This is a genomic window from SAR202 cluster bacterium (assembly GCA_009392515.1).
GTDB lineage: Bacteria > Chloroflexota > Dehalococcoidia > Lucifugimonadales > UBA6952 > UBA6952.
The window spans coordinates 51,587-72,645 of record VFGE01000020.1 but is presented as its reverse complement, the minus strand read 5'-3'; the positions used below and the strand labels follow the sequence as shown (position 1 = coordinate 72,645).

The window sequence follows — 21,059 nt, the reverse complement described above, 5'->3', positions numbered from 1 at the left end:
TTTTCTAATATTTAATTCTTTCTAAAACATCTCTAGTGGTATTTACTAAAGTATCTATTTCTAATTCAGTTGATAATATATTTAAAGATCCTGCTGCTTGGCTTTGTAATAATATTCCGCTATTTATCAGACTTAAAAAGAGTAATCTTCTCATTGATTTGTTTGAATCAAAAGTTGAACGATAGTCAGTAATTTCATTATCTCGGAAATGTATTCCAAAAAACGAACCAATACCTGATATGACTGTTGGTATTTCAAATTCAGCAAACACAGATCGTAATTTTTGTCTTAATATTTCTCCTAAGTTGTTTAGTCGATCATATACTTCTGGGGTTAAATGGTTCATTGTTACAAGCCCAGCAGCTAATGTCATTGGGTTTCCATTAAAAGTTCCTGAATGGGGTATATATGACTTACCTTCGGATTGATCAAATATAGACATGATATCTTTACGGCCACCAAAAGCGCCTACTGGCATACCGCCACCAATAATTTTCCCCATAGCTGTTAAATCTGGGATTACTCCAAAATATTCTTGAGCTCCTCCTGATGAAATTCTTAAACTTTGTACCTCATCAAAAATGAGCAAAATATCTAAGTCTTTCGTTATTTGGCGAATTCCTTCTAGGAAATTTAAATTCAGAGGAGTGTAACCAAAAGCAGATACTATTGGTTCTATTATTACACAAGATAGATTATCTTTATGTGAACGCAAAATCGTTTCACATACATCTAGATTGTTGTAGGGTAACAGTACAACATCTTCTAATATATTAGTAGGTTGGCTTTCATACCCTTGGACAGGATTATATTCCGTTTCTGATAAATTCTCTAATTGGGGATTTACACTAATAACAACAGATTCATGAGTTCCATGGTAACCGCCTTCAAATTTGGCAATCTTGGATTTTTTTGTATAAGCTCGAGCAGCTCGTATAGCTAGAAGTGTTGCCTCAGTGCCTGAATTAGTAAATCGCAAAGTATCTACTGAAGGGATTCTTTTACATAAAATTTCAGAATAATCAATTAATTTTTCTATAGGAGCACTAAATGCGGTTCCTAGTTCCACTTGTTTTTGAAGACTAGTAATTATTTCTGGATGCGAGTGACCTAAAATTAAACTGGTGGCGTTGATAACAAAATCCAGATATTTATTATTGTCTACATCGAATAAATAATGTCCCTCTCCATGGTTAGCAAATATTGGGTATGGGTCAAAGTATTGAGCATCTCTTGTACTACCACCGGGTAAGTAATTTGATGCCCTATCTTGTAAAGATTTTGATTTAATCGTTCTGGAATAATATTGTGTAATTTCATGATCTATTTTTTTTTGCATGTATTCCCCAGATAATAAAAAAATTAATTTCCAATTGCATCGCATTCTAATCTGAATTGTTAGTAAATATCAATATGACTAGTAATCTAAGACAAACCAATAAGGAATAAATATATACACTTAATAATTCGAAAACGAGATATTTTTAAAATATAGGTTTATTTTGGATTAATATAATTAGTAGAAGAATAGTTAAATGATTGTTTGAGAATCCACACAATTACAAATATTGATGCTGCGGTTAAGGCCATAGATGGACCTGAGGGAAAATCCAAATAGTAAGATAAATACAATCCAATTACTGATGCCGTTATGCCGAAAATACTTCCAGCTACTATAGAACCAACAAAAGTTTTCATAATTAATTTTGCAGCTGCAGCAGGTGTAATGAGCATACTTAATACCAAGATGATGCCTACAGATTGCAAGGCGCCAATTATAGCCAAAGATAAAACTATCAAAAAGATATTATCCAGCAAATTGACTCTTAATCCTGATACTTTTGCTCCAATTGGGTCAAAAGATATAAATAAGAATTGTTTATAAAATATTAATGATGTAATTACAACAATTAATAACAAAACGAAAGTTATTAAAACATCATTATTAGATACACCCAAAATTTGACCAAATAAGACATCTTCAATATTTAAAGGAATAGTATCGTATATTGATAATAAAATAAAACCTAAAGCAAATAAACTTGAGAATAGTATTCCGATTGCTGTGTCTTCACCAATTTTGGATCTATTTACAATATATCCAAGTAACAGAGCCATAATTACAACTCCTGGAATGGCAGCCACGAAAATATTTACGCCTAGTAATATCCCCAAAATCATAGCTGGAAAAGCTGAATGGGCTAGGGCGTCCCCCATAAATCCCAAATTTCTATTTATTACATATGCACCTAAAAGCGGTAGCATGAATCCAACGGCTATGGCAACTATTAAAGATCGCAACATAAAATCATATGTAAATGGTTCATATAGAAATTCAATCCCCATAATTCTGCCCATGATTACTCAAAGTATGGTTTCTAAACATAGAAGTATGGGATCCATAGAGTTCTGCTAATACCTCTTGGGTTAAAACCTTGACTGGATCCCCGTAAGCACAGCAATGCCTATTAAGACACAATACTTCATCAAATCTTTCATTAATTGTATTCAAATCGTGAGTAGACATTAAAATTGTCTTTCCTTGATTTGCTAGATCTCTTAAGACATCAATTAATTGTTCTTGTGATCCAACATCTACTCCGCTAAAGACCTCATCTAGGAGTAATATTTCTGCACCTTGAGCTAAAGTTCTTGCTAAAAAAACTCTTTGCCTTTCTCCACCAGACATATCCTCAACCTGATTATTAATCATAGAGAGTAATGATACTTTCTCTAAACATTCTTCTATTAAATCTCGATTTTTTTTTGTTGAGAATGGATTGAAGGATGAATTTTTTGTAATTCCCATTTGTACAACTTGTCTAGCTGTCATTGGGAAATTCCAATTCAACTGATCTTTCTGTGGGACATATCCTATGATTCCTTTGACATTATTTGGATTCATACCATTTATGGTCAGGGAACCTTGAGTAATTGGAGTGAGTCCTAATATAGCGTTAAATAAAGTTGTTTTTCCACCACCATTTGGACCAACTACACCGACTAAACTACCTTCTTTAATCGTGAAAGATACATCGTCTAAAATCATTGCATTACCCACGGTAACACAACATCCATTTGAAATTATTTGATCACAAGCTTCTTTTAACATATTCGTAATTTTTTATAATATCAATTATGTAGGGATATGGATTCCCTGAATTTTTCTTATACATTTATAATGAAATGACTCTACTACTCAGAGTCTAACTCAAATTTGGATAAAACAACAATGAACAAGAATGATTAGATAGATTGGAAGTATAATTTATATCTTGTATACATTCAATTCTACCAGTAATTTGTTGTATATTGATGTATAAGAGAGGAGTCCTTCAAGGGAAGTGGAGGAGAAGGACTCCTCTTTTTACCTAGGTTAAACTTTTAAGTTTTCCACAATTATATTGACATTACTTTTCATAAAATCGACATAAGATTGACCTTCTTGTAACGTCTCAACCCATAATCCTGAAACCAAAGTAATTCCAGTTTCTTGTGCAATAACTTCAGCAGCTTTGGTTGGGCTTTCTGATTCCATGAATAAAACTTTAATTTCATGTTCTTTGATTTCTTCAATCACTTCTACAAGTTGTTTTGGTGTTGCTGTATCCTCTGTTGTAATACTTGGAATTATTGTAGCTTTAACTTCTAAATCATATCTAGCTTCTAAATAACCCAATGCTTCATGAGTAGTGATAAATATTCTTTGATCTGATGGGATTGTAGCTATTAAATTTTTAGTTTCCACATCTAAATCAGTCAGTTTCTCTTTATAATTATTAGCTGATGTTTCGTATGAATCTTTATTTTCTGGGTCAATATTTATTAATTCTACTTTAATGGCATCAACTGCTAATGCGACTCTTGTAGGGTCAAACCAGAAATGAGGGTCATATACTCCATGATCGTGGCCTTCATGTCCATGGCCTTCATGGTCATCTTTATCTTCATCATGACCATGGCCTTCGTGTTCGTCTTTACCATGTTCATCTTTATCATGTTCATCTTTATCTTCATCATGACCATGGCCTTCGTGTTCGTCTTTACCATGTTCATCTTTATCATGTTCATCTTTATCTTCATCATGACCATGGCCTTCGTGTTCGTCATGACCATCTTCTTCAAATTCTATAGGATTAATTTTTTCACCGATTTCAATTAAAGCCTGTTTTGAATTAGATGAGTTTTCAAGTAGTTTTAATAGCGGGGCTGTTTCGTATTTCAAACCTACATAGAATACCAAGTCAGCTGATTCGATTTTTGTGACATCCTGTGGTGATGGTTCAAAATGATGAGGGTCTGCCGAATATGGCATCAAAATATCAACATTAATATTATCCCCAGCAACCTGCTTAACATATTCACCAAGCATAGGTGTTGTAGCTAATACATTAATCTGCTTTTCTGGGCTTTCTTCAATCTGTATTTCTGAGCTTTCATCGTCATTTCCACAAGCTATCATAAATATAGCAATAGAAATTAATGAGAATTTTTTAAGTAAATTTAATAAACGCACAATACTACCTCCAATTATTGAGAATGATTCTTATTCTCAATAATACATCGTAAATTTAATATGTCAACCTATTGCATATGGTGAAATTACCTAGTTATAATGGCATCATGACTAATGACCAAACAGATTTAACTCAACAATGTAGACAGTTATTGATAGATAATGACATACCTATAACACGCCCTAGAATCCTTTTATTAGAAATTTTGTTACAGCATAAAGGGCCTTTAAGAATCGAAGATGTAATTAAGATGTCCGAAGGGAAACTTGCCTTGTCATCTTTATATAGAATTATAAATTTTTTAAAAAGTACTAATTTAATTAGTGAATTCCAAACACCGGATAATACTAAAGTTATAGAATTATCAAATTTGAAGGATAACCATCATCACCATGTTTTTTGTCAGACGTGTGGGTCAGTTGAGGATTTTGAATTAAATGAAGTAATAGAAACAAGTTTACAGAAAGAAATACAAAAAATTGAATCTTTAAATAACATTTCAGTTCTGTCACACTCGTTGGAACTTTTAAGTATTTGTAACCCTTGTCAATCTAAAATTTAGCTCAGTAATTATTAAGTTATAGCCCAAGAATCTACTGATTTAAACAATATGTACAAATAATAGAGTTATATATGAACAATGAAATAAATGATGAAAAGCACTCACTTGAAGAATATAATAGTATTTTGGAAGTTTTAAACAATGCACATGATACAGCAGTAAAACTAAGTGGTGAAATTAGAGAATTTATGCTTAGGTGTGAACAAACAAATCATTCGAAAATCCCTAATCAACAATTGCAAGATATGCAACTTGAACCTCAGGTTAAATATTTACAACTACATCTAGAGTTTATTCTAAATAGACTAAAAAAATAGATTTAAAATATTAATAGATAAGTGGTGGAAAGGGGACCAATCAGTGACGCAATCAACCCAAAGGCCTAATATTGTTTTTATATTTGCGGATGACTGGGGAAGGTATGCAAATGCTTACGCCAAGTTCGAAGGCCCTGATTCTATAAATGCACTTATCGAAACACCTAATTTCAATAGAGTTGTAGATGAAGGCGCTATATTTACCAACGCTCATGTCCCTGTGCCAAGCTGCACTCCATGTAGGAGCTCTATTCTGTCCGGCACATACTTCTGGGAGACAGGATTGGGGGCTATACTGGAGGGTGGTCGTTGGGATGAATCTATACCTACCTACCCGCTAATCCTTGAAGAAAAAGGCTATCACATTGGCTATACGTACAAGGTCTGGTCTCCTGGAATTGCGGAAGACGCACCACATGGGGGCTACCGGGCTAAATACGAACCATCAGGTAACAAATGGCGGGAATTTTCAATTGAAGCTACCAAGCTTGTTCCCGAGATGGGTGTGGAAGCGGCCAAGGAAGTCCTGTATGACGAAACCCGTAGGAACTTTGCTTCATTTCTGGAAGATGTCCCTGAAGGTGATCCGTTCTGCTACTGGTGGGGACCCGTTAATACTCACAGAGTATGGGAAAAAGGATCTGGGAAAGACTTGTGGGGTCTGGATCCGGATAAATTAAAAGGGAAAATGCCGGATTTTCTGCCAGACGTACACGAAATACGGGAAGATTTTAACGATTATCTTGGCGAAGCTCAGGCTGTTGACGCAGGAATCGGAATAATACTCGAAGAATTGGATAACATCGGAGAATTGGACAACACATTGATTGTAATTAGTGGCGACCACGGGATTCCGGGGTTTCCTCGTTCAAAGGCAAATCTCTACGATATTGGAACCCAAGTTACCCTTGCTGCCAGATGGCCCCAAAATATACAGCCAGGAAAAGTGATACACGAATTCGTTAATCTAATGAACCTTGCCCCAACTTTTCTCGAAGCTGCTGGTGAAACTCCTCCTGATCAAATGGTGGAAAGTCTTCTTCCTTTAATGACAGCATCGACCTCAGGTGAATCAAGTTTTGGCTCCGGTTACGTTATTACAGGTAGGGAACGGCACGTTGCGTTGTCTCAACAGGATGGCAAACCCTATCCTTCTAGAGCCATCAGGACTCAAGACTACTTGTATATACGTAATTTCGCTCCTGATAGATGGCCGAGTGGGCATCCGGGAGAATTGATTGATCCGAACATAGTGGACCCAGAGAAAATGGCCGAATTAGGAGCTTTTCGTGGCATGCGCAGTTCAGTTTATCACGACTTAGATGGTGGCCCGACAAAAGAATGGCTCCTAACGAATCGAAGTAAGCCCGACGTGAAACCGAAATTTGACCTTTGCTTTGGAAAGAGGCCTGCAGAAGAGCTATATGATTTGAAATCTGACCCAGACTATTTAATCAATGTGGCAGGAGATCCAGAGTACTCTGAAACTGTGAAAGAGCTTTCATCTAAACTCCTCAAAACGTTACAAGATCGCAATGATCCGAGACTCGAAGGGGAAAATTGTAAATTTGAACATCCCCCTTTTGCAGGACCAGTGGAAGCAAAATGGTATGAAGAACGTTATAGTCAAATTGAGGATAGAAAACGCAGAGCACGTGCTAATTCATCTAAGCATCTCAAATCACAATAATGTCTAAGATATAGAATTGCGGCATATCATGCATTGAGGGCTCTCAGTAATGTAGTATGCACTTGGATGTATAAATTGATTTTTCTGAGCAAACCTAACAAGTACTGCTATAAAGCTATTAGAGAATCCTAATATTCAGAATAAGGAGAATGAATTGTGCAAACAAAATTGGAGATTTACTGAAGAGTGGAACATTCTCGTTGCATTAAAAGACCATGATCAGGTTTTAGCGGAAGAAATAGATGGGCTACGATTTGAACTTGGTAAAAGGGGAAATATTAGCAGTAGGTTGCCAAGTAAGATTGTAATTAATAGCCCAACAAATATAACTGCCTCTTTTTCAGAATCTATTAAAACTCATTTAATCCTTAATACTAGTGCTAGCTGGGAAAGCTATTTAGGGGCACTCATCGACTGGAAATCAAAAAATAATGGAGACCCCTCTAGCGGAACAAGGCATAATAACTTGGGCATAGGCGACTGGCTAAATAGACAAAGAGTGTATAAACGAGCAGGAACTCTTGATCTTAATCGTGAGAAACGATTAAAAGAAGCTGATATAGATTGGAAATTAGGTTCAAATCCTAAAAATCCTAATTAAAATCTAACTATTACGTTCAGCGATTTGTAAAAATAAAAGCACTTAGACGAATCTCTAGGTGCTTTTTAGTTTCAAATTAATGGTGGAGCTGAGGGGACTCGAACCCCTGACATCCTGCTTGCAAATTACCTGTAATCCATCGCTAGCTTTGGGATAGATTATCATGGCTTTGCAAATAATATTCATGTCATACCTTGCAGTCGCTAACAGTCGCTTAGGCATTGTAGGACTGTTGTAGGACAAAGATAATTTGTAGACAGTGACAGACATAATAAAAAAAGTTTTTTAGTTCAAGCTTTCAATAATTTGAATGTGATTCCCACAGGTGTCATTGAAAATGGCAATTTTAACAGGTCCCATTTCAGTTGGTTTTATGCTAAAAACAACACCTAATTTTGTGAGCCTTTTATATTCAGTATCAACACTATTTACATCTAATTGAGTATATGGAATTCCAGCTTCCATTAGTGCATCTTGGTAGACTTTAGAAGGTTCGAAAGTTTTTGGTGCAGGTTCTAATAATAGTTCAGGACCATCTTCCCACTCAGGTGAAACTAGTGTTAACCATCTGTTTCCATCACCAATTGGGACATCGTTTTTTAGTATAAATCCCAGCTTTTCAGTATAAAAGATTAAAGCTTTATCCTGATCTAAAACTGGAATACTAATAATTTTTACTTTCATTATTTTAACCTTTTTCGCCCTTTCTATTCTTCGATTAATACACTCAATCTTTAAATAAGGAATTACCTAAGAGAGTTCTAATTCTACAAAAGATTAGGTTATAGAGAAAAGCAGAAATTATTCCATAAAAAAAACCTATCAATGAAAATAAAAATGGCATACCAATTATTGCTCCAAAAGCTAACAATGTTCCAATACCTAATCCAGACGTTTCGTTTGAATTTATATTTCCATTACTGACGAGAATATCAATAACCAAACCACCAACAGAATATAATAAGCCTAATATTAAACCTAAAAATCCCAGTACAACAGCATTTATTTTTGCAAATAAAAGAACCTCGATTGTATTAGGCATATTCATACCCCTCTTTTCATAATGCCGAGATTATATCACAGGGTCGACATAAGAGTATGGCTTAGAGATTTGATATAGGGGTAATAGGATATGAGTGACAATTTCATTTTTTATAAAAAAGGTTATTCTTCTTTGTAATTCTGTTCAAGAATTCCTTTTGCTTTTAGAGTTTTTATTAATTTTTCAACACGAACTAATGCTACTATCCCCATCATTCCAAAAACAAATCCGATTACAGCCAATCCTTCCATAAATAACTCCTAATTTATTTTTTCTAAAAAGGTCTTTCAAAAAATAGTAATTGTTGAAAAATTTACATAATTAAAAGTGCAATTTATTTGACCAAAAAAAAGCCAGTTGTAGGACAAGGTGTAGGACTTTGATAAAAATAGCGATGACACCTAAGCTGAAAAGGTGACAATTTGAACCTAAATTAATGGTGGAGCTGAGGGGACTCGAACCCCTGACATCCTGCTTGCAAAGCAGGCGCTCTCCCAGCTGAGCTACAGCCCCAAAGTAAGAATACCAGAACAATAGTATAAATCACTTGTGATTATAGTCAATAGACATAATAAAATGCTAAGACTATAATGTTAAACAATAAGTTAATGATTTGGAGTGTGTAAATTGCCTAGGATAGGTCCTACAGAATTAATAATTATTCTATTTATAATCTTAATTGTTTTTGGCGCAGGTAAACTGCCTGAGATTGGCGGAGCATTAGGTAAAGGTATAAAAGCTTTTAAAAGAGGCCAAGATGAAGAAGAATCACCAGAAACAGTAGCACAAAAAGAAGACGTTACTGAAACAGAGAAATCATCTGAATCACCTAAACCTTAATTCTATTAAACAGTTTTAATTTCGTTAGATCTCGGGGATATAACCCATGACAGAAAAATCCCTAACTCATATAGAACTATAATAGGTATAGCAACAAGGATTTGATTGATAGGGTCAAATGTAGGTGTTATAGCTGCAGCAAGAATAAAAGCAAGAACAATAGCATATTTTCTTCCTCTTGCAAAAATACGAGAATTAGCAACATTTATTTTTGTTAGTAGACACATTATAAAAGGTGTTTGAAAGATAAATCCTAACCAGAAAAGCAAGTTGACCATTAAATTAATGTATTGGCCTATACGGATCATCGGGCTTGCTATATCTGAATTAAAAGTTAGTAAAAAGTGTATTGCTGGAGGTAGTAGTACATAATATCCGAATAATATTCCTGCAATAAAAGTTATTGTTATAAGAGGTAGGGAAATAAATAAATATTTTTTCTCTTGCCGAGTCAAACCTGGAGAAATAAACATTACTGCATTATAAATAATTACAGGCATGGCAACTATTAATCCTGCAGTAAAAGATATTTTCATAGAAATTCCTAACATTTCTGTTGCATTGGTATATACCAATTCTATGCTTTGTAGGGTAGTTCCATCTTGATTGACTCTTTCTAATGTACGAATTGGTTCAGATAATATGGTCAGAATGTCACGATGGAAAAAAAACATCACAATTGTAGCACCAAATATGGAAATTGCTGAAACTATGAAACGATTTCGCAATTCAGTTAAGTGGCTTTTTAAGGCAATTTCTTCCTGATTATTTTCCATAGTTATTCTGGGTTATTTTTTGATTTTTCATTCTTATCTGATTCTTCAAGATCTTCTAATGCAAGCATTTTAGGCAATTCATTTGCAGTATTTTGAAACTGTCTAAGCATGCCACCAATTTTTTGTGCAATTTCAACCATTTTGCCAGGTCCTAAAAAAACGAGTGCAATTAAAAGTATGAAGATTAACTCAGTAAATCCAATTCCTATAATATTCATATATTTCCAATCCTTTGGTATTTACTTGAGTTGCATAACTCATGTGTATTATCTCTATTTGATAAATATAGACTATATCCTAATTGTACAAATAATTCATCTAATAGGCATAGTGGTAGTCCAACTACATTTAAATAACAGCCGTGTATAGTTTCGACAAAATTATATTCTGTATCTTGTATAGAATATGCACCTGCTTTATCAAAACCCCGACCAGACTCTATATATTTTTCAAGTAATTCATTTGTAATTGTTTTCATAGTAACAGTAGTTGATAATGATTTTGATATTTTGGTGTTGTTGTCCAAATCAATAATGCTTATCCCTGTGGTAACTTTATGATTATTTGCAGATAAGGATTTTAACATGGATCTCATATGTTCAATTGTTTTTGGCTTTTCGAGAATTTCATTATCTGAATAAACAATAGTATCTGATCCAATAATTATCCCAGAATTATGAGCTGCTGCTATTTCTTTTGCTTTAGACATGGATATATCTTCGACATATTTTTCTGGATTAGTTAGCGATGAATATTCAGGCTTTATTGGTTCTTTGATGTTAAACTTGATGTTCGCAAGTTCGAGTATTTTTTTTCTTCTTGGTGAAGATGAGGCCAAAATTATATCTGAATATATTTGCTTTGTGAGAATCACTATAGTTTCTACATGATGAGTATGAGGAAACATATCTAATGGTTGAATAAGATCAATTTTATACATTCCATTTAAGAGTAATTGTAGATCCCTAGCTAATGTGTCTGGGTCACATGAAATATAAATTATATTCTTAGGTTCCATTGTTAATATAGATTTTATAGACTGGACATCACAACCTTTTCTGGGAGGATCAACGATTATAGCATCAATATTTTCAGTAATATTATCTAAAACTAATTCAGTTTTACCTTGTAGGAACTCTATATTTGTCTGTTTAATCAAGCTGTCTTTCCCGTCTTGAATCGCTGAAGGAGATTCTTCAATTGCAAATATTTTTTTAACATACGGGCTCAATAATCCGGCAAAAGTACCAACACCAGCGTATGCGTCAATGATTATTTCATTACCTTTAAGGTCTAAATGGTTTTTTATTATTTTTCCCATAGTTGGAATCTGTGCAGTATTAACTTGGAAAAAAGAAGGTGATGCAACTTTAAAAGGTATTTGATCGACTGTTTCAAGATAGTGTGATTGTCCTGTTTCTACAGTGATCTGATTGGATTTTAAGGTAGGTTGTATAAGAAAAGAGCTAGTTATATTAGAGTGCCTTATAGACAGTTGTGAAGTTTCTTCACATTTATCCTGTAATTGATTGATTTTTTCATTTATTCCTTTGTTCATTATCTTACATTCATCAATTTGAATGAATTCACGAGTGTTTTTATTAACAAATCCTAATTTACCTCCATATCTGACAGTAAAACGTGCATGATTTCTATAATGAGTAATTTCAGGAGCAGGTAGGGTGTTTTTGATCTCTACATTGGATAATTTACTGATTTTGTTTAATGCTTCTTTGACCCTTGTTTTTTTCATAACAAGTTGTTCTTCATATTGTATATGCTGTAATTGGCATCCTGTACAAGACCCATAATATTTACAAAAAGGTTTCACTCTTTTAGGTGAGGGCTTTATTACATCTATAACCTTACCAGTTTCATAATTTTGGGCTCTGGTCGTTTTTTGTACGATTACTTCTTCACCTTCAATAGCACCTTCAATAAATAAAGGTAAATCATTTTCAAGAAATACTCCTTCTCCATACTTACTAGTTGAAGTAATTGTTAATTGTAGTTTTTCTTCATCATCTTGTATTCGTTGAATTTTATATTTTTTACGCATAAGTATTTATTGTTTTAAATTATCTGCAGCTCAGTTATAATATTTATAAGGTGTAACATATGGAACGTCGAAATAATAATAATCGAATAGCAGGCAAGACAACAAGGGTTGAACTTAAAACTCGCCCCCGTTTACCAGAATGGTTTAAAGTTAAAGCTCCTGGTGGCGAAAATTATATACATTTACAGAATTTACTTAAAGAAAACGACTTGCATACTGTTTGTCAGGAAGCTAGATGCCCCAATATTGGTGATTGTTGGGAAAGAAAAACTGCAACTTTTATGATCTTAGGAGATATTTGTACTAGAGCCTGTAGATATTGTGCAGTAAAAACTGGAAGACCTACAGCATTAGATGTCATGGAGCCATTCAAACTTGCAAAATCTGTAGATACCCTAGGTTTGAATTATTGTGTTATTACCTCTGTTAACAGAGATGATTTACCAGATGGTGGTGCATCTGTTTTTGTTGAATGTGTAACAGAAATAAGAAAATTGCGTCCTAATTGTAAAGTTGAATTATTAATCCCTGACTTTTCATTTGATGCTTTAGAAAAAATAATTGAGATAAAACCAGAAGTTTTAAATCATAATATCGAAACTGTTAGAGACGTATTCAAAACAGTTCGTCCGAAGGGTGATTATGACTACTCAATTGAATTATTGAAGAGGGTAAAAGAAATTGATCCAAACATGATAACAAAATCTGGTATGATGGTTGGCTTGGGCGAAAATCTTTCTCAAATTAAGTCAACTATGCAAGATCTTGTTGATGTTGGTTGCGATATATTAACAGTCGGTCAGTATTTACGACCTGGGGAAATGTATGCTCCACTAAAAAAATTCTATACCCCAGAAGAATTTATAGAAATAAAAGAGATTGGGCAAAGTTTAGGTTTAGGCCATGTAGAGTCAGGACCATTGGTTAGAAGTTCGTATCATGCGGATGAACAACATACAAAACTATCTGAGCCTATATCTATAAAAAGCTAATTTTCAAACCTATTATAGGTTGGATTGATCAAAATTTCATTAAGAGTGACATGCGGTGGTTGTTTTGCAACATATAAAATTAATTCACCAAGGTCGTCAGATTGAAGTATTCTTGCTCTATCTTCGTCACTAACAGGAATTGGTCTTTTATCTAGAATAGGGGTGGCCACTTCTCCTGGACAAATAGCTGTTGCTCTAATCCCATTATTTCTTTCTTCAATTATCAAACTTTCTGTCATTGCATTTAAGGCATGTTTAGCTGAAACATAAGCAGGTCCAGTTAAGGCACCTGCTCGTTTGCCTGCCATAGATGAAATATTAATTATTAAACCACTCCCTTGTTTTCTCATTGTTGGTAAAATTGATTGGCAACAATAAAATGCACCATTTAGGTCAATATTTATAACACTATTCCAATCTTCAATCGATACATTAGGCCAATTCCTTTTTGTAACATTGATACCGGCACTAAATACTCCAATATCAATTTGACCGTATTGTTTAATTATTTCATTTGCAGTCTGCACAACTGATTCATTATCAGATACATCTAATTGATGAATTGATACGTTATTTGAGTTAATCTTTGAAGCTACTTCTTCAAGTACAGAAATACGTCTGCCTGAAAGAGCAACTTTACAACCAGCTTCGACTAATTTTATTGCTGCAGATTCTCCAATTCCACTTCCTGCACCAGTAATCCATGCAACTTTGCCTTTGATATCTTCTAACACTGTAAACCTCCTTCGAATATAGTTATGCCTCTTCATGTACCCACGGTACACGAGTTTTTTCAAGATTTAATGTGGCACTAAAACCACTTTCTGAATTTTCAAATCCACCAGTAAAAGTAACTGATGTTGGTCCTTCTTTATATTCTATTTCACCATTTGGTTTTATAGCGAAAGGTCTGTCATGTCCAGGATATACTACAGATGCAATTTTTCGTATTTTTTCAACGCTTTCACTCGCTTCTTTTTTACTCCAAAATATTAACCCAGGAGTGCCTCTTTGTAACGAAAAGGCATCAGTTAATGAATCTCCAGCTATAACAGTATTTCCATCATTTGTAGATACAACTACACTAATATGGCCACGGGTATGACCAGGTGTTTCAATTATTTGTATTCCTGGCTCTATTTCAGTTTCTTGTGTAATAATTGATACATTATGATTTTCAATTGTTTTATTAAAATACTTTGGTGTTGCCCAATCATTATTTCTTGGGTTATTGGCATATTCAATTTCTTTTTGATGGACATAAAGTTTTGCGTTAGGAAATAAATCAACATTCTGGCAATGATCCCAGTGAGAATGAGTTAGTATTATACTGGAAATATCTTCTGGTTTTAATCCTTCTTTTTCTAATGACTCGACAAGTAATATTCTTCTACCAAAGTGACCTACATCTACCAATATATTTTGTTCTCCTTGAAGTAGTATCACTGAGGATAGCCCTAATCGTGCTTGATTAGATCCAACATTCATTCCATGAGTCAATACTTTTATTGTATACATATTAAACTCCTATCTATTTTGATAAATTTTCCAACCTTTGTTTTATTATGTAAACTATATCCATACCGTATTTAAATACCTAGTTTAAATAAAGCATAATTTTTACTTCTTTTAGGTTTATTGGAGAAAATGGACGATTTATTTTTATTTAATGCAACTATTTTAAAAAATAGATTTGATCTTTCACAAACAAATATTCATATTAAAAATGGAATAATACATTCTGTAGACTTCGATAATATTGACGTGATTAATGCACAAAATACACAGATTGTAGATTGTGAAGGTAAAACACTTCTTACTGGTTTTGCTGATGCTCATTTACATTTATTTTCGTATTCTTCAAGTTTAAATCAATTAGATGTTTCATATCCAAAAGTAAAAAACATTAATCAAATTCTAAAGGTCATTTCAAATAGTATAGAAAATTCTCCTGAAGGTACTTGGATATTATGTGATGGTTTTGATGAGATGGATTTAGATAACCAATTATCATTAGATATCTTAGATAATATTTTCAAAAATAATCCAATAAAAATTAATCACAGATCTGGGCATGCGTGTTTTATGAATAGTTTGGCAATGAAAAGATTAAGTATTAGTACTTCTTCAGAAGATTATAAAAGGGGATTAATTGACCGCGACGATAATGGGAATCTTACAGGATGGTTTTTTGATATGAATGAACAAATTTCATTTTTGTTGAGAGAGAAGAATCAAGCAAAACGGACAGAAATTAATATTTCAAATACCTTAGAACAACTTATCCATATGGGAATATTTTATATTCATGATGCTTCTATAAATAATGATCTAGAAAAATGGAATATTTGTCTCGAACATAGTAGCAGTCTGCAATTTTCTCCTTCTATTACTTTATTACCTGGTATCGATCATTTAGATGAATTTATTAATAGAGGTTTATATTTTGGTTATAAGGAAAAAGATATGATGTTAGGACATACAAAGATAATTGTTAGTTCCATTTCTGGGAGTATATATCCAAACTTAAATCAACTTTCAAATCAAATTAGCGAATCACACAAATATGGATTTCCTGTAGCTATTCATGCAGTTACCCAAGACGAAATTAACAATACATTGGATGCTTTAGAAATAGTTTATTCAAATAGCAATCACCCAAATAAAGATAGAATAGAACATTTTACTGAAGCAACTCCAGAGATTATCACAAAAGCAAAAAAACTGGGTGTTAACTTAGTAGTTAATCCTTCATTTATTTATCAAAACGGGTTTAGGTATTCTCAAAGAATACCTAAAATGCTTCAACCTTATACTTTCAACTATCGAACCTTATTAGATAGTGGATTTAATTTAGCTATAGGTTCTGATGCTCCCTATGGAAATTTGGATCCTCTGATAAATATCCAATCTATGGTTAATAGAAAAGATCAATTAGGTAACATATACAACGGTAATCAGGCGATTAGCATTACGGAATCGATGTGGTTGATCAGTCAAGGAGTAAATCAAGTTAGTGCTAACGATATCATATCCAAAAAACCTTCTGTAGGAGATAAAGCAAATATTGTTATATTAAACCAGAATTTACAAAATATTGATCACACAAATGTTCATAAATTAGCAGTCGATGTAGTTATTAAAGATGGCTTTAGAATACTTAGTTAGGCTATTATTGTCTTCTTTCGATTACATAATCAAGTAATAAACTAAGCGATGCTTTTTCCTCAGAATTTGGCAACTTTTCTAACATCTCTTTACTAGTATTACAGTAATTTTGAGCTTTGATATAACATTCTTCGATAATTTCAGAATTCATAATCTTTTCAACCACTTGGAATTTATATTTTTGAGAATCACCGTCTGAAAATAATGCAGGAATACTTGTTTCATCAGGGAATTTTTCTAAATAAAGTAGTGATGGTAACGTAAGTAACCCTTGTTCTAAATCTTGACCTACAGGTTTACCAAATTCATTTGGGTCACCTTCAAAGTCTAAAATATCATCGATGATTTGAAACGCCATTCCCAAATTATACCCATACGATTTTAACAGAGCAGTTTTTTCTTCTGATGCGCCAGAAATTATTCCACCTGTTTCAGCTGAAGTTTCAAAAACTGAAGCGGTCTTTTTATATATTCTTTCTAAGTATCCTTCAATATTTTGTTGAGTATTAAACTTTTGTGAAGTTTCTAAAATTTGCCCTGTAGAAACTTCCATAGTTGTTTCAGAAAATCTTTGTATAGCGAGGATATTCCCTGTATCACAGACAGTCGAGGCAGAATTTGCGAATACCAGGTCACCTATTAATATTGCCATATCTGTACCATAAAGATTACTTATTGTTTCTTCTCCTCTTCGTACAGCTGATTTATCAATTGCATCGTCATGAATTAAAGAAGCTAGGTGAAATAATTCTATAGCTACAGCCATAGATATAGATTCAATTGTTACCGGTTTCTCTGTTTGAGCCGTAAGTAATGTAATTGCAGCCCTCATTCTCTTGCCACTTGAATTTGAAATATGTTGTAAAGGCTTTGCAAGAGTAGGGTGTTGGTTTACTGGTAAGTTAAGCAGATTTTCATCTACGGTATTTAACGATTTTTGTATTGGTTTATAAATATTTATAAGATCGATTTTTTCTATATTATTCATCTGCTAATGGGTTTTCTATATCAATTTCGAGTTTTTTAAATAAAGGAAAAGGTGTTTCGAGAGTAGTCCCTGATTTAGGTTTTTCGACTTCCCAAGTAGGTTGATTTACATCAGTACTGATTCCTAGATAGCTTCCTAATTGAAGAGATGCATTTGGCATAAATGGGTATAGAAATGTTTTTATAGCACTAATTGCATATAATGAAACCCACATGGTTGTTCCAGCTCGTTCTTTATCTGTTTTAATAGAATGCCATGGAGCTTCTGAATCTAAATATCTATTGGTATTTTGAGCAAGATTCATTATATTTCTCATCGATTCTCTAAATTTGCAAATATCCAAATTGGATTCAACTTTTTCTTTAGTGATAAAAATCTCTGACATCAATTTTTCATCACTAGTTTCTATTTTTTTTGGTTCAGGAATTTTACTGTCAAAATTTCTAAAAGTGAAGGTAAGTATTCTGTGGATTAGATTTCCTAAAGTAGCTACCAACTCATCATTGTTTCTTCTCAAAAACTCTTCCCATGTAAAATCAGAATCACTATTTTCAGGCATATTAGAAACGATGTAATATCGTAGGGCATCAGCAGAGAATTTTTCTAAAAATTCATGTGTCCATACCGCTCGATTTTCACTTTTTGAAAATTTACCTCCAGAGAGATTCATATATTCATTAGCAGGTACATCATACGGTAAGTTATGGTTTTCATATCCAAGTAATATTCCAGGCCAAATTATAGTATGAAATGGTATATTATCTTTTCCTAAAAAGTAATAACTTCGTGCATTTTTATCAAACCAAAACTTTTGCCATTCATCAGGTTTGTTTTGAATTTGTGCCCACTCTTTTGAGGCAGATAGATATCCAATTACAGCTTCAAACCATACATAAATCCTTTTAGTTTCATATCCTTCTAATGGAATTGGTATACCCCATTCAATATCACGTGTTATTGCTCTATCTTTTAATCCTTCTGTGAGATATTTTAAACTGAAATTTTTCACATTTGGTTTCCAATAATCGTTCTTTTTTATCCAATCTAACAAAGGTTGTTCTAGAGCGCTCAATTTTAAGAAGAAATGTTCAGATTCTTTAGGTATTGGAGTATCACCACTTAATTTACTAATAGGATTGATTAGTTCAAGGGCGTCCATTGGTTTCCCACATTGATCACATTGATCTCCCCGAGCTCTTTCAAAATTACAATCTGGGCAAGTTCCTTCTACATACCGGTCAGCGAGAAATCTATTATCAATCTCAGAATATAATAAAGTCATATTTTTCTTGTAAATTAATCCTTTATTATATAGTTTTGTAAATATGTCCTGAACCGTAGCAATGTGGTTATCAGTTCCAGTAGTAGTGAATAGGTCATAGGATATCCCAAGCCTTTCCCAAACTTCCAAATGGTTTTTTCTATACTTATTAACAATATCTATTGGTTGAACACCTTCTGATTCAGCTGCAATTGTTACTGGAGTACCATGTTGGTCACTTCCAGACACCATTATCACTTTGTTTCCGCGAGCCCTTTGATAACGAGCGAAAATATCTGCAGGCAAATAACAACCTGCTATATGGCCTAAATGGAGATAATTATTTGTATATGGCCAGGCAGTTGCGACCAAGATATTTTCTGACAAATGTATCCTCTTTAATGCTTGTGGATTAGATAACTATTTTAAACTAATTTTTTGATACAAATCAAATATTTTTTTGTAATTATCAAATTGTAATCCAAATATCATAAATTTCTTTTTTACTAATATGGGGATAATGCTTCATAATCCACTGAATACCTTCTTTGGGACCCGACCCAGCTTTTTTTAGTATTTTAAGATCTTCATAAATTTCACTAAATATTTTTTCCTCTGATAATTTATTTTCTGAAAAATCGGATTTTCCTTCAATTACGATTGTAAATTCCCCTTTTGGATTTAGGAATTTTGATTTTACTTCTGAAATTGTAGTTTTTACAATTTCCTCATATATTTTTGTGAGTTCTCTACAGACAACAATTTTCCTCTGCGGATTTAATAATTGTTGAAGTAAATCTAAAGTAGACTTTAATCTATGAGGGGTTTCAAAAAAAACTGAAGTGTTTTCAATGGAAGATATCATAGAAATTATTTTTTCTCGTTTTCTTTTTTGATGAGGTAAAAAACCCCAAAATGTAAAATGTTCAGAATCCAATCCTGAAACTGAAAGAGCAGTTGTTATTGAAGATGGACCTGGTATAGGCACAATACTATGATCAGTTTCTAAGATTTCGTTTGCAAGGAGAGTTCCAGGATCATGTATACTAGGTGTTCCGGCATCTGAAACAAGAGCTATATCTCCAGTATCCAATGCTTCTAATATTTCAGAGAGACGTTTTGTTTTATTATGTTCATGATAGCTTAATAGCTTTGTGTTAATTTCATATTTATTCAATAATTTTTTAGTTGTTCTGGTATCTTCTGCTAATATCAAGTCTACGTTAGTTAAAACTTCGATTGCTCGTAGGGTAATGTCACTCAAATTACCTATAGGTGTGCCAACAAAATATATTGTACTCATTTTTATTATCCAGTTATTATAATTACAAAAAATAATTTAAACGATTAAATTTTTTTATTGGTCATATGATATGGGATTTATTCAAGAAATAGAAGAAACAGAAACAAAATTTGGTAATGTATTTATAACAGATATTTCCCCCCCAAAAGGTGTAAATAACGTAGGGTATGAATCAATTATAAATATCAATTCAGATTTTTTGTTAATTATAGATAGTCCTGGGGGCTCTGTTAGATCAGCACCTATACCTTTTGCATATAAGTTAAGCTATCAAGAAAACCAAAATGTGATTTTTACTCTGAACTGTCGTGATATGAATAAACTAGCTATCCAAAGTAATTTACTGGGTGCACAAATGCTAAATTTAAATAATGTGTTTGTTGTTAATGGAGATAAGTCTACCAAACAAAAAAAATCAGCAAAAACTGTTAATGATTATACAACTACAACTTTAATTTCTGATATTGTTAATTTGAACCATGGAATGGATTTCCAACAGAGTAAATTAGATTCTATAGCAACTTTTACCGTTGGTAGTGCTATAGATTTTTCAAAAGTACCACAAATTAATGAAATAAAATTAGTTAGAAAAAAAATTACTAACGGTACAGATTTTTTCATCTCGCAACCTTGTTATGACACAAGTTTAATTTTAGATTTTCATAAAGCATATTATTCACAATATGGTTATAGAATAGATAAGCCAATTTTTTATGGAGTACAAATGCTTTCTAAGACTGGAAGAAATTGGGGATTTATACCAGAAGATGTAGAAAATGAAATGAAATCTAATGTTTCTTCGTTGGAAATTGCTTTGAAGTTTGTTCAGGAATTATTAAGCTTAGGTTTTAATAATATATACCTAGTACCACCAATAGAAAATGGAGGTGTTAGAGATTATTACATGGCCCAATTATTAATCAAAAAAATTCGGAGTATGTAA

22 protein-coding genes and 1 tRNA gene are annotated in these 21,059 nt (G+C 33.0%); 8 read left to right on the top strand and 15 right to left on the bottom strand.

Annotation, left to right across the window (positions count from 1 at the left end; translation table 11 throughout):
- Positions 1–4: 4 nt before the first annotated feature.
- From FI695_02030 to FI695_02015, 4 genes are all read right to left on the bottom strand, one after another.
- The gene (locus tag FI695_02030) at positions 5–1,384 is read right to left on the bottom strand and encodes an aspartate aminotransferase family protein (GenBank protein ID MQG50742.1); all 1,380 of its coding nucleotides are present in this window, start codon (positions 1,382–1,384) and stop codon (positions 5–7) included.
- Between the two features lie 113 nt (positions 1,385–1,497).
- On the bottom strand, positions 1,498–2,358 hold the full coding sequence (locus FI695_02025) for a metal ABC transporter permease (GenBank protein MQG50741.1): 861 nt from the start codon (positions 2,356–2,358) through the stop codon (positions 1,498–1,500).
- The gene (locus FI695_02020; protein MQG50740.1) at positions 2,336–3,112 is read right to left on the bottom strand and encodes a metal ABC transporter ATP-binding protein; all 777 of its coding nucleotides are present in this window, start codon (positions 3,110–3,112) and stop codon (positions 2,336–2,338) included. The genes FI695_02025 and FI695_02020 overlap by 23 nt, the downstream gene beginning before the upstream one ends.
- A 264-nt stretch (positions 3,113–3,376) precedes the next feature.
- Positions 3,377–4,516, bottom strand: coding sequence for a zinc ABC transporter substrate-binding protein (locus FI695_02015; protein ID MQG50739.1), 1,140 nt, complete (start codon positions 4,514–4,516; stop codon positions 3,377–3,379).
- A 77-nt stretch (positions 4,517–4,593) separates the two neighbouring features.
- On the opposite strand from FI695_02015, the gene FI695_02010 reads away from it, so the two are divergent.
- The 4 genes from FI695_02010 to FI695_01995 all read left to right on the top strand — a co-directional run bounded on the left by FI695_02010 (position 4,594) and on the right by FI695_01995 (position 7,687).
- A complete protein-coding gene (locus FI695_02010) occupies positions 4,594–5,079 on the top strand; it encodes a transcriptional repressor (GenBank protein ID MQG50738.1) in 486 nt (161 codons plus the stop codon).
- Between the two features lie 71 nt (positions 5,080–5,150).
- Positions 5,151–5,396 carry a hypothetical protein gene (locus FI695_02005; GenBank protein ID MQG50737.1) on the top strand — a complete coding sequence of 82 codons (246 nt, stop codon included), beginning with the start codon at positions 5,151–5,153 and terminating at the stop codon, positions 5,394–5,396.
- A 7-nt stretch (positions 5,397–5,403) separates the two neighbouring features.
- On the top strand, positions 5,404–7,086 hold the full coding sequence (locus FI695_02000; GenBank protein ID MQG50736.1) for a sulfatase: 1,683 nt from the start codon (positions 5,404–5,406) through the stop codon (positions 7,084–7,086).
- Positions 7,087–7,195: 109 nt separating this feature from the next.
- Positions 7,196–7,687, top strand: coding sequence for a hypothetical protein (locus FI695_01995; GenBank protein ID MQG50735.1), 492 nt, complete (start codon positions 7,196–7,198; stop codon positions 7,685–7,687).
- Between the two features lie 285 nt (positions 7,688–7,972).
- Here FI695_01995 and FI695_01990 read toward each other — a convergent pair whose 3' ends face one another.
- The 3 genes from FI695_01990 to FI695_01980 all read right to left on the bottom strand — a co-directional run bounded on the left by FI695_01990 (position 7,973) and on the right by FI695_01980 (position 9,242).
- The gene (locus tag FI695_01990) at positions 7,973–8,371 is read right to left on the bottom strand and encodes a VOC family protein (protein MQG50734.1); all 399 of its coding nucleotides are present in this window, start codon (positions 8,369–8,371) and stop codon (positions 7,973–7,975) included.
- Between the two features lie 43 nt (positions 8,372–8,414).
- On the bottom strand, positions 8,415–8,729 hold the full coding sequence (locus FI695_01985; protein MQG50733.1) for a hypothetical protein: 315 nt from the start codon (positions 8,727–8,729) through the stop codon (positions 8,415–8,417).
- Positions 8,730–9,166: 437 nt separating this feature from the next.
- Positions 9,167–9,242: transfer RNA gene (locus tag FI695_01980), tRNA-Ala, on the bottom strand.
- 114 nt (positions 9,243–9,356) lie between these two features.
- Here FI695_01980 and tatA point away from each other — a divergent pair.
- Positions 9,357–9,569 carry a twin-arginine translocase TatA/TatE family subunit gene (gene tatA, locus FI695_01975; GenBank protein ID MQG50732.1) on the top strand — a complete coding sequence of 71 codons (213 nt, stop codon included), beginning with the start codon at positions 9,357–9,359 and terminating at the stop codon, positions 9,567–9,569.
- Positions 9,570–9,574: 5 nt separating this feature from the next.
- On the opposite strand, the gene tatC is transcribed toward tatA, so the two are convergent.
- The 3 genes from tatC to maf are packed head-to-tail and all read right to left on the bottom strand — an operon-like array spanning position 9,575 to position 12,404.
- Complete coding sequence (gene tatC / locus FI695_01970; protein ID MQG50731.1) at positions 9,575–10,345, bottom strand: twin-arginine translocase subunit TatC; 771 nt, start codon at positions 10,343–10,345, stop codon at positions 9,575–9,577.
- A gap of 2 nt (positions 10,346–10,347) precedes the next feature.
- Positions 10,348–10,563, bottom strand: a complete 216-nt coding sequence (locus tag FI695_01965) for a twin-arginine translocase TatA/TatE family subunit (protein ID MQG50730.1) — start codon at positions 10,561–10,563, stop codon at positions 10,348–10,350.
- Positions 10,560–12,404, bottom strand: coding sequence for a septum formation protein Maf (maf, locus tag FI695_01960; GenBank protein ID MQG50729.1), 1,845 nt, complete (start codon positions 12,402–12,404; stop codon positions 10,560–10,562). The genes FI695_01965 and maf overlap by 4 nt, the downstream gene beginning before the upstream one ends.
- A gap of 59 nt (positions 12,405–12,463) precedes the next feature.
- Here maf and lipA point away from each other — a divergent pair, with 59 nt between their 5' ends.
- Positions 12,464–13,396: a lipoyl synthase gene (lipA, locus tag FI695_01955; GenBank protein MQG50728.1), complete on the top strand. Its 933-nt coding sequence runs from the start codon at positions 12,464–12,466 to the stop codon at positions 13,394–13,396.
- Here the strand turns inward: lipA and FI695_01950 are convergent.
- Together FI695_01950 and FI695_01945 are read right to left on the bottom strand one after the other, a co-directional pair.
- On the bottom strand, positions 13,393–14,130 hold the full coding sequence (locus FI695_01950; protein ID MQG50727.1) for an SDR family oxidoreductase: 738 nt from the start codon (positions 14,128–14,130) through the stop codon (positions 13,393–13,395). The two genes, lipA and FI695_01950, sit on opposite strands and share 4 nt — an antisense overlap.
- Before the next feature lie 22 nt (positions 14,131–14,152).
- Positions 14,153–14,914, bottom strand: a complete 762-nt coding sequence (locus tag FI695_01945) for an N-acyl homoserine lactonase family protein (GenBank protein ID MQG50726.1) — start codon at positions 14,912–14,914, stop codon at positions 14,153–14,155.
- Between the two features lie 129 nt (positions 14,915–15,043).
- Between FI695_01945 and FI695_01940 the strand changes: the two genes are divergently transcribed.
- The gene (locus tag FI695_01940; GenBank protein MQG50725.1) at positions 15,044–16,564 is read left to right on the top strand and encodes an amidohydrolase family protein; all 1,521 of its coding nucleotides are present in this window, start codon (positions 15,044–15,046) and stop codon (positions 16,562–16,564) included.
- Between the two features lie 4 nt (positions 16,565–16,568).
- Here the strand turns inward: FI695_01940 and FI695_01935 are convergent, their stop codons facing one another.
- The 3 genes from FI695_01935 to rsmI all read right to left on the bottom strand — a co-directional run bounded on the left by FI695_01935 (position 16,569) and on the right by rsmI (position 20,116).
- A complete protein-coding gene (locus tag FI695_01935) occupies positions 16,569–17,552 on the bottom strand; it encodes a polyprenyl synthetase family protein (GenBank protein ID MQG50724.1) in 984 nt (327 codons plus the stop codon).
- Positions 17,545–19,200, bottom strand: a complete 1,656-nt coding sequence (gene metG, locus FI695_01930) for a methionine--tRNA ligase (protein MQG50723.1) — start codon at positions 19,198–19,200, stop codon at positions 17,545–17,547. Before metG ends, FI695_01935 begins: the two co-directional genes overlap by 8 nt.
- 82 nt (positions 19,201–19,282) lie before the next feature.
- On the bottom strand, positions 19,283–20,116 hold the full coding sequence (gene rsmI, locus FI695_01925) for a 16S rRNA (cytidine(1402)-2'-O)-methyltransferase (protein ID MQG50722.1): 834 nt from the start codon (positions 20,114–20,116) through the stop codon (positions 19,283–19,285).
- Positions 20,117–20,186: 70 nt separating this feature from the next.
- Between rsmI and FI695_01920 the strand changes: the two genes are divergently transcribed.
- Complete coding sequence (locus FI695_01920; protein ID MQG50721.1) at positions 20,187–21,059, top strand: hypothetical protein; 873 nt, start codon at positions 20,187–20,189, stop codon at positions 21,057–21,059.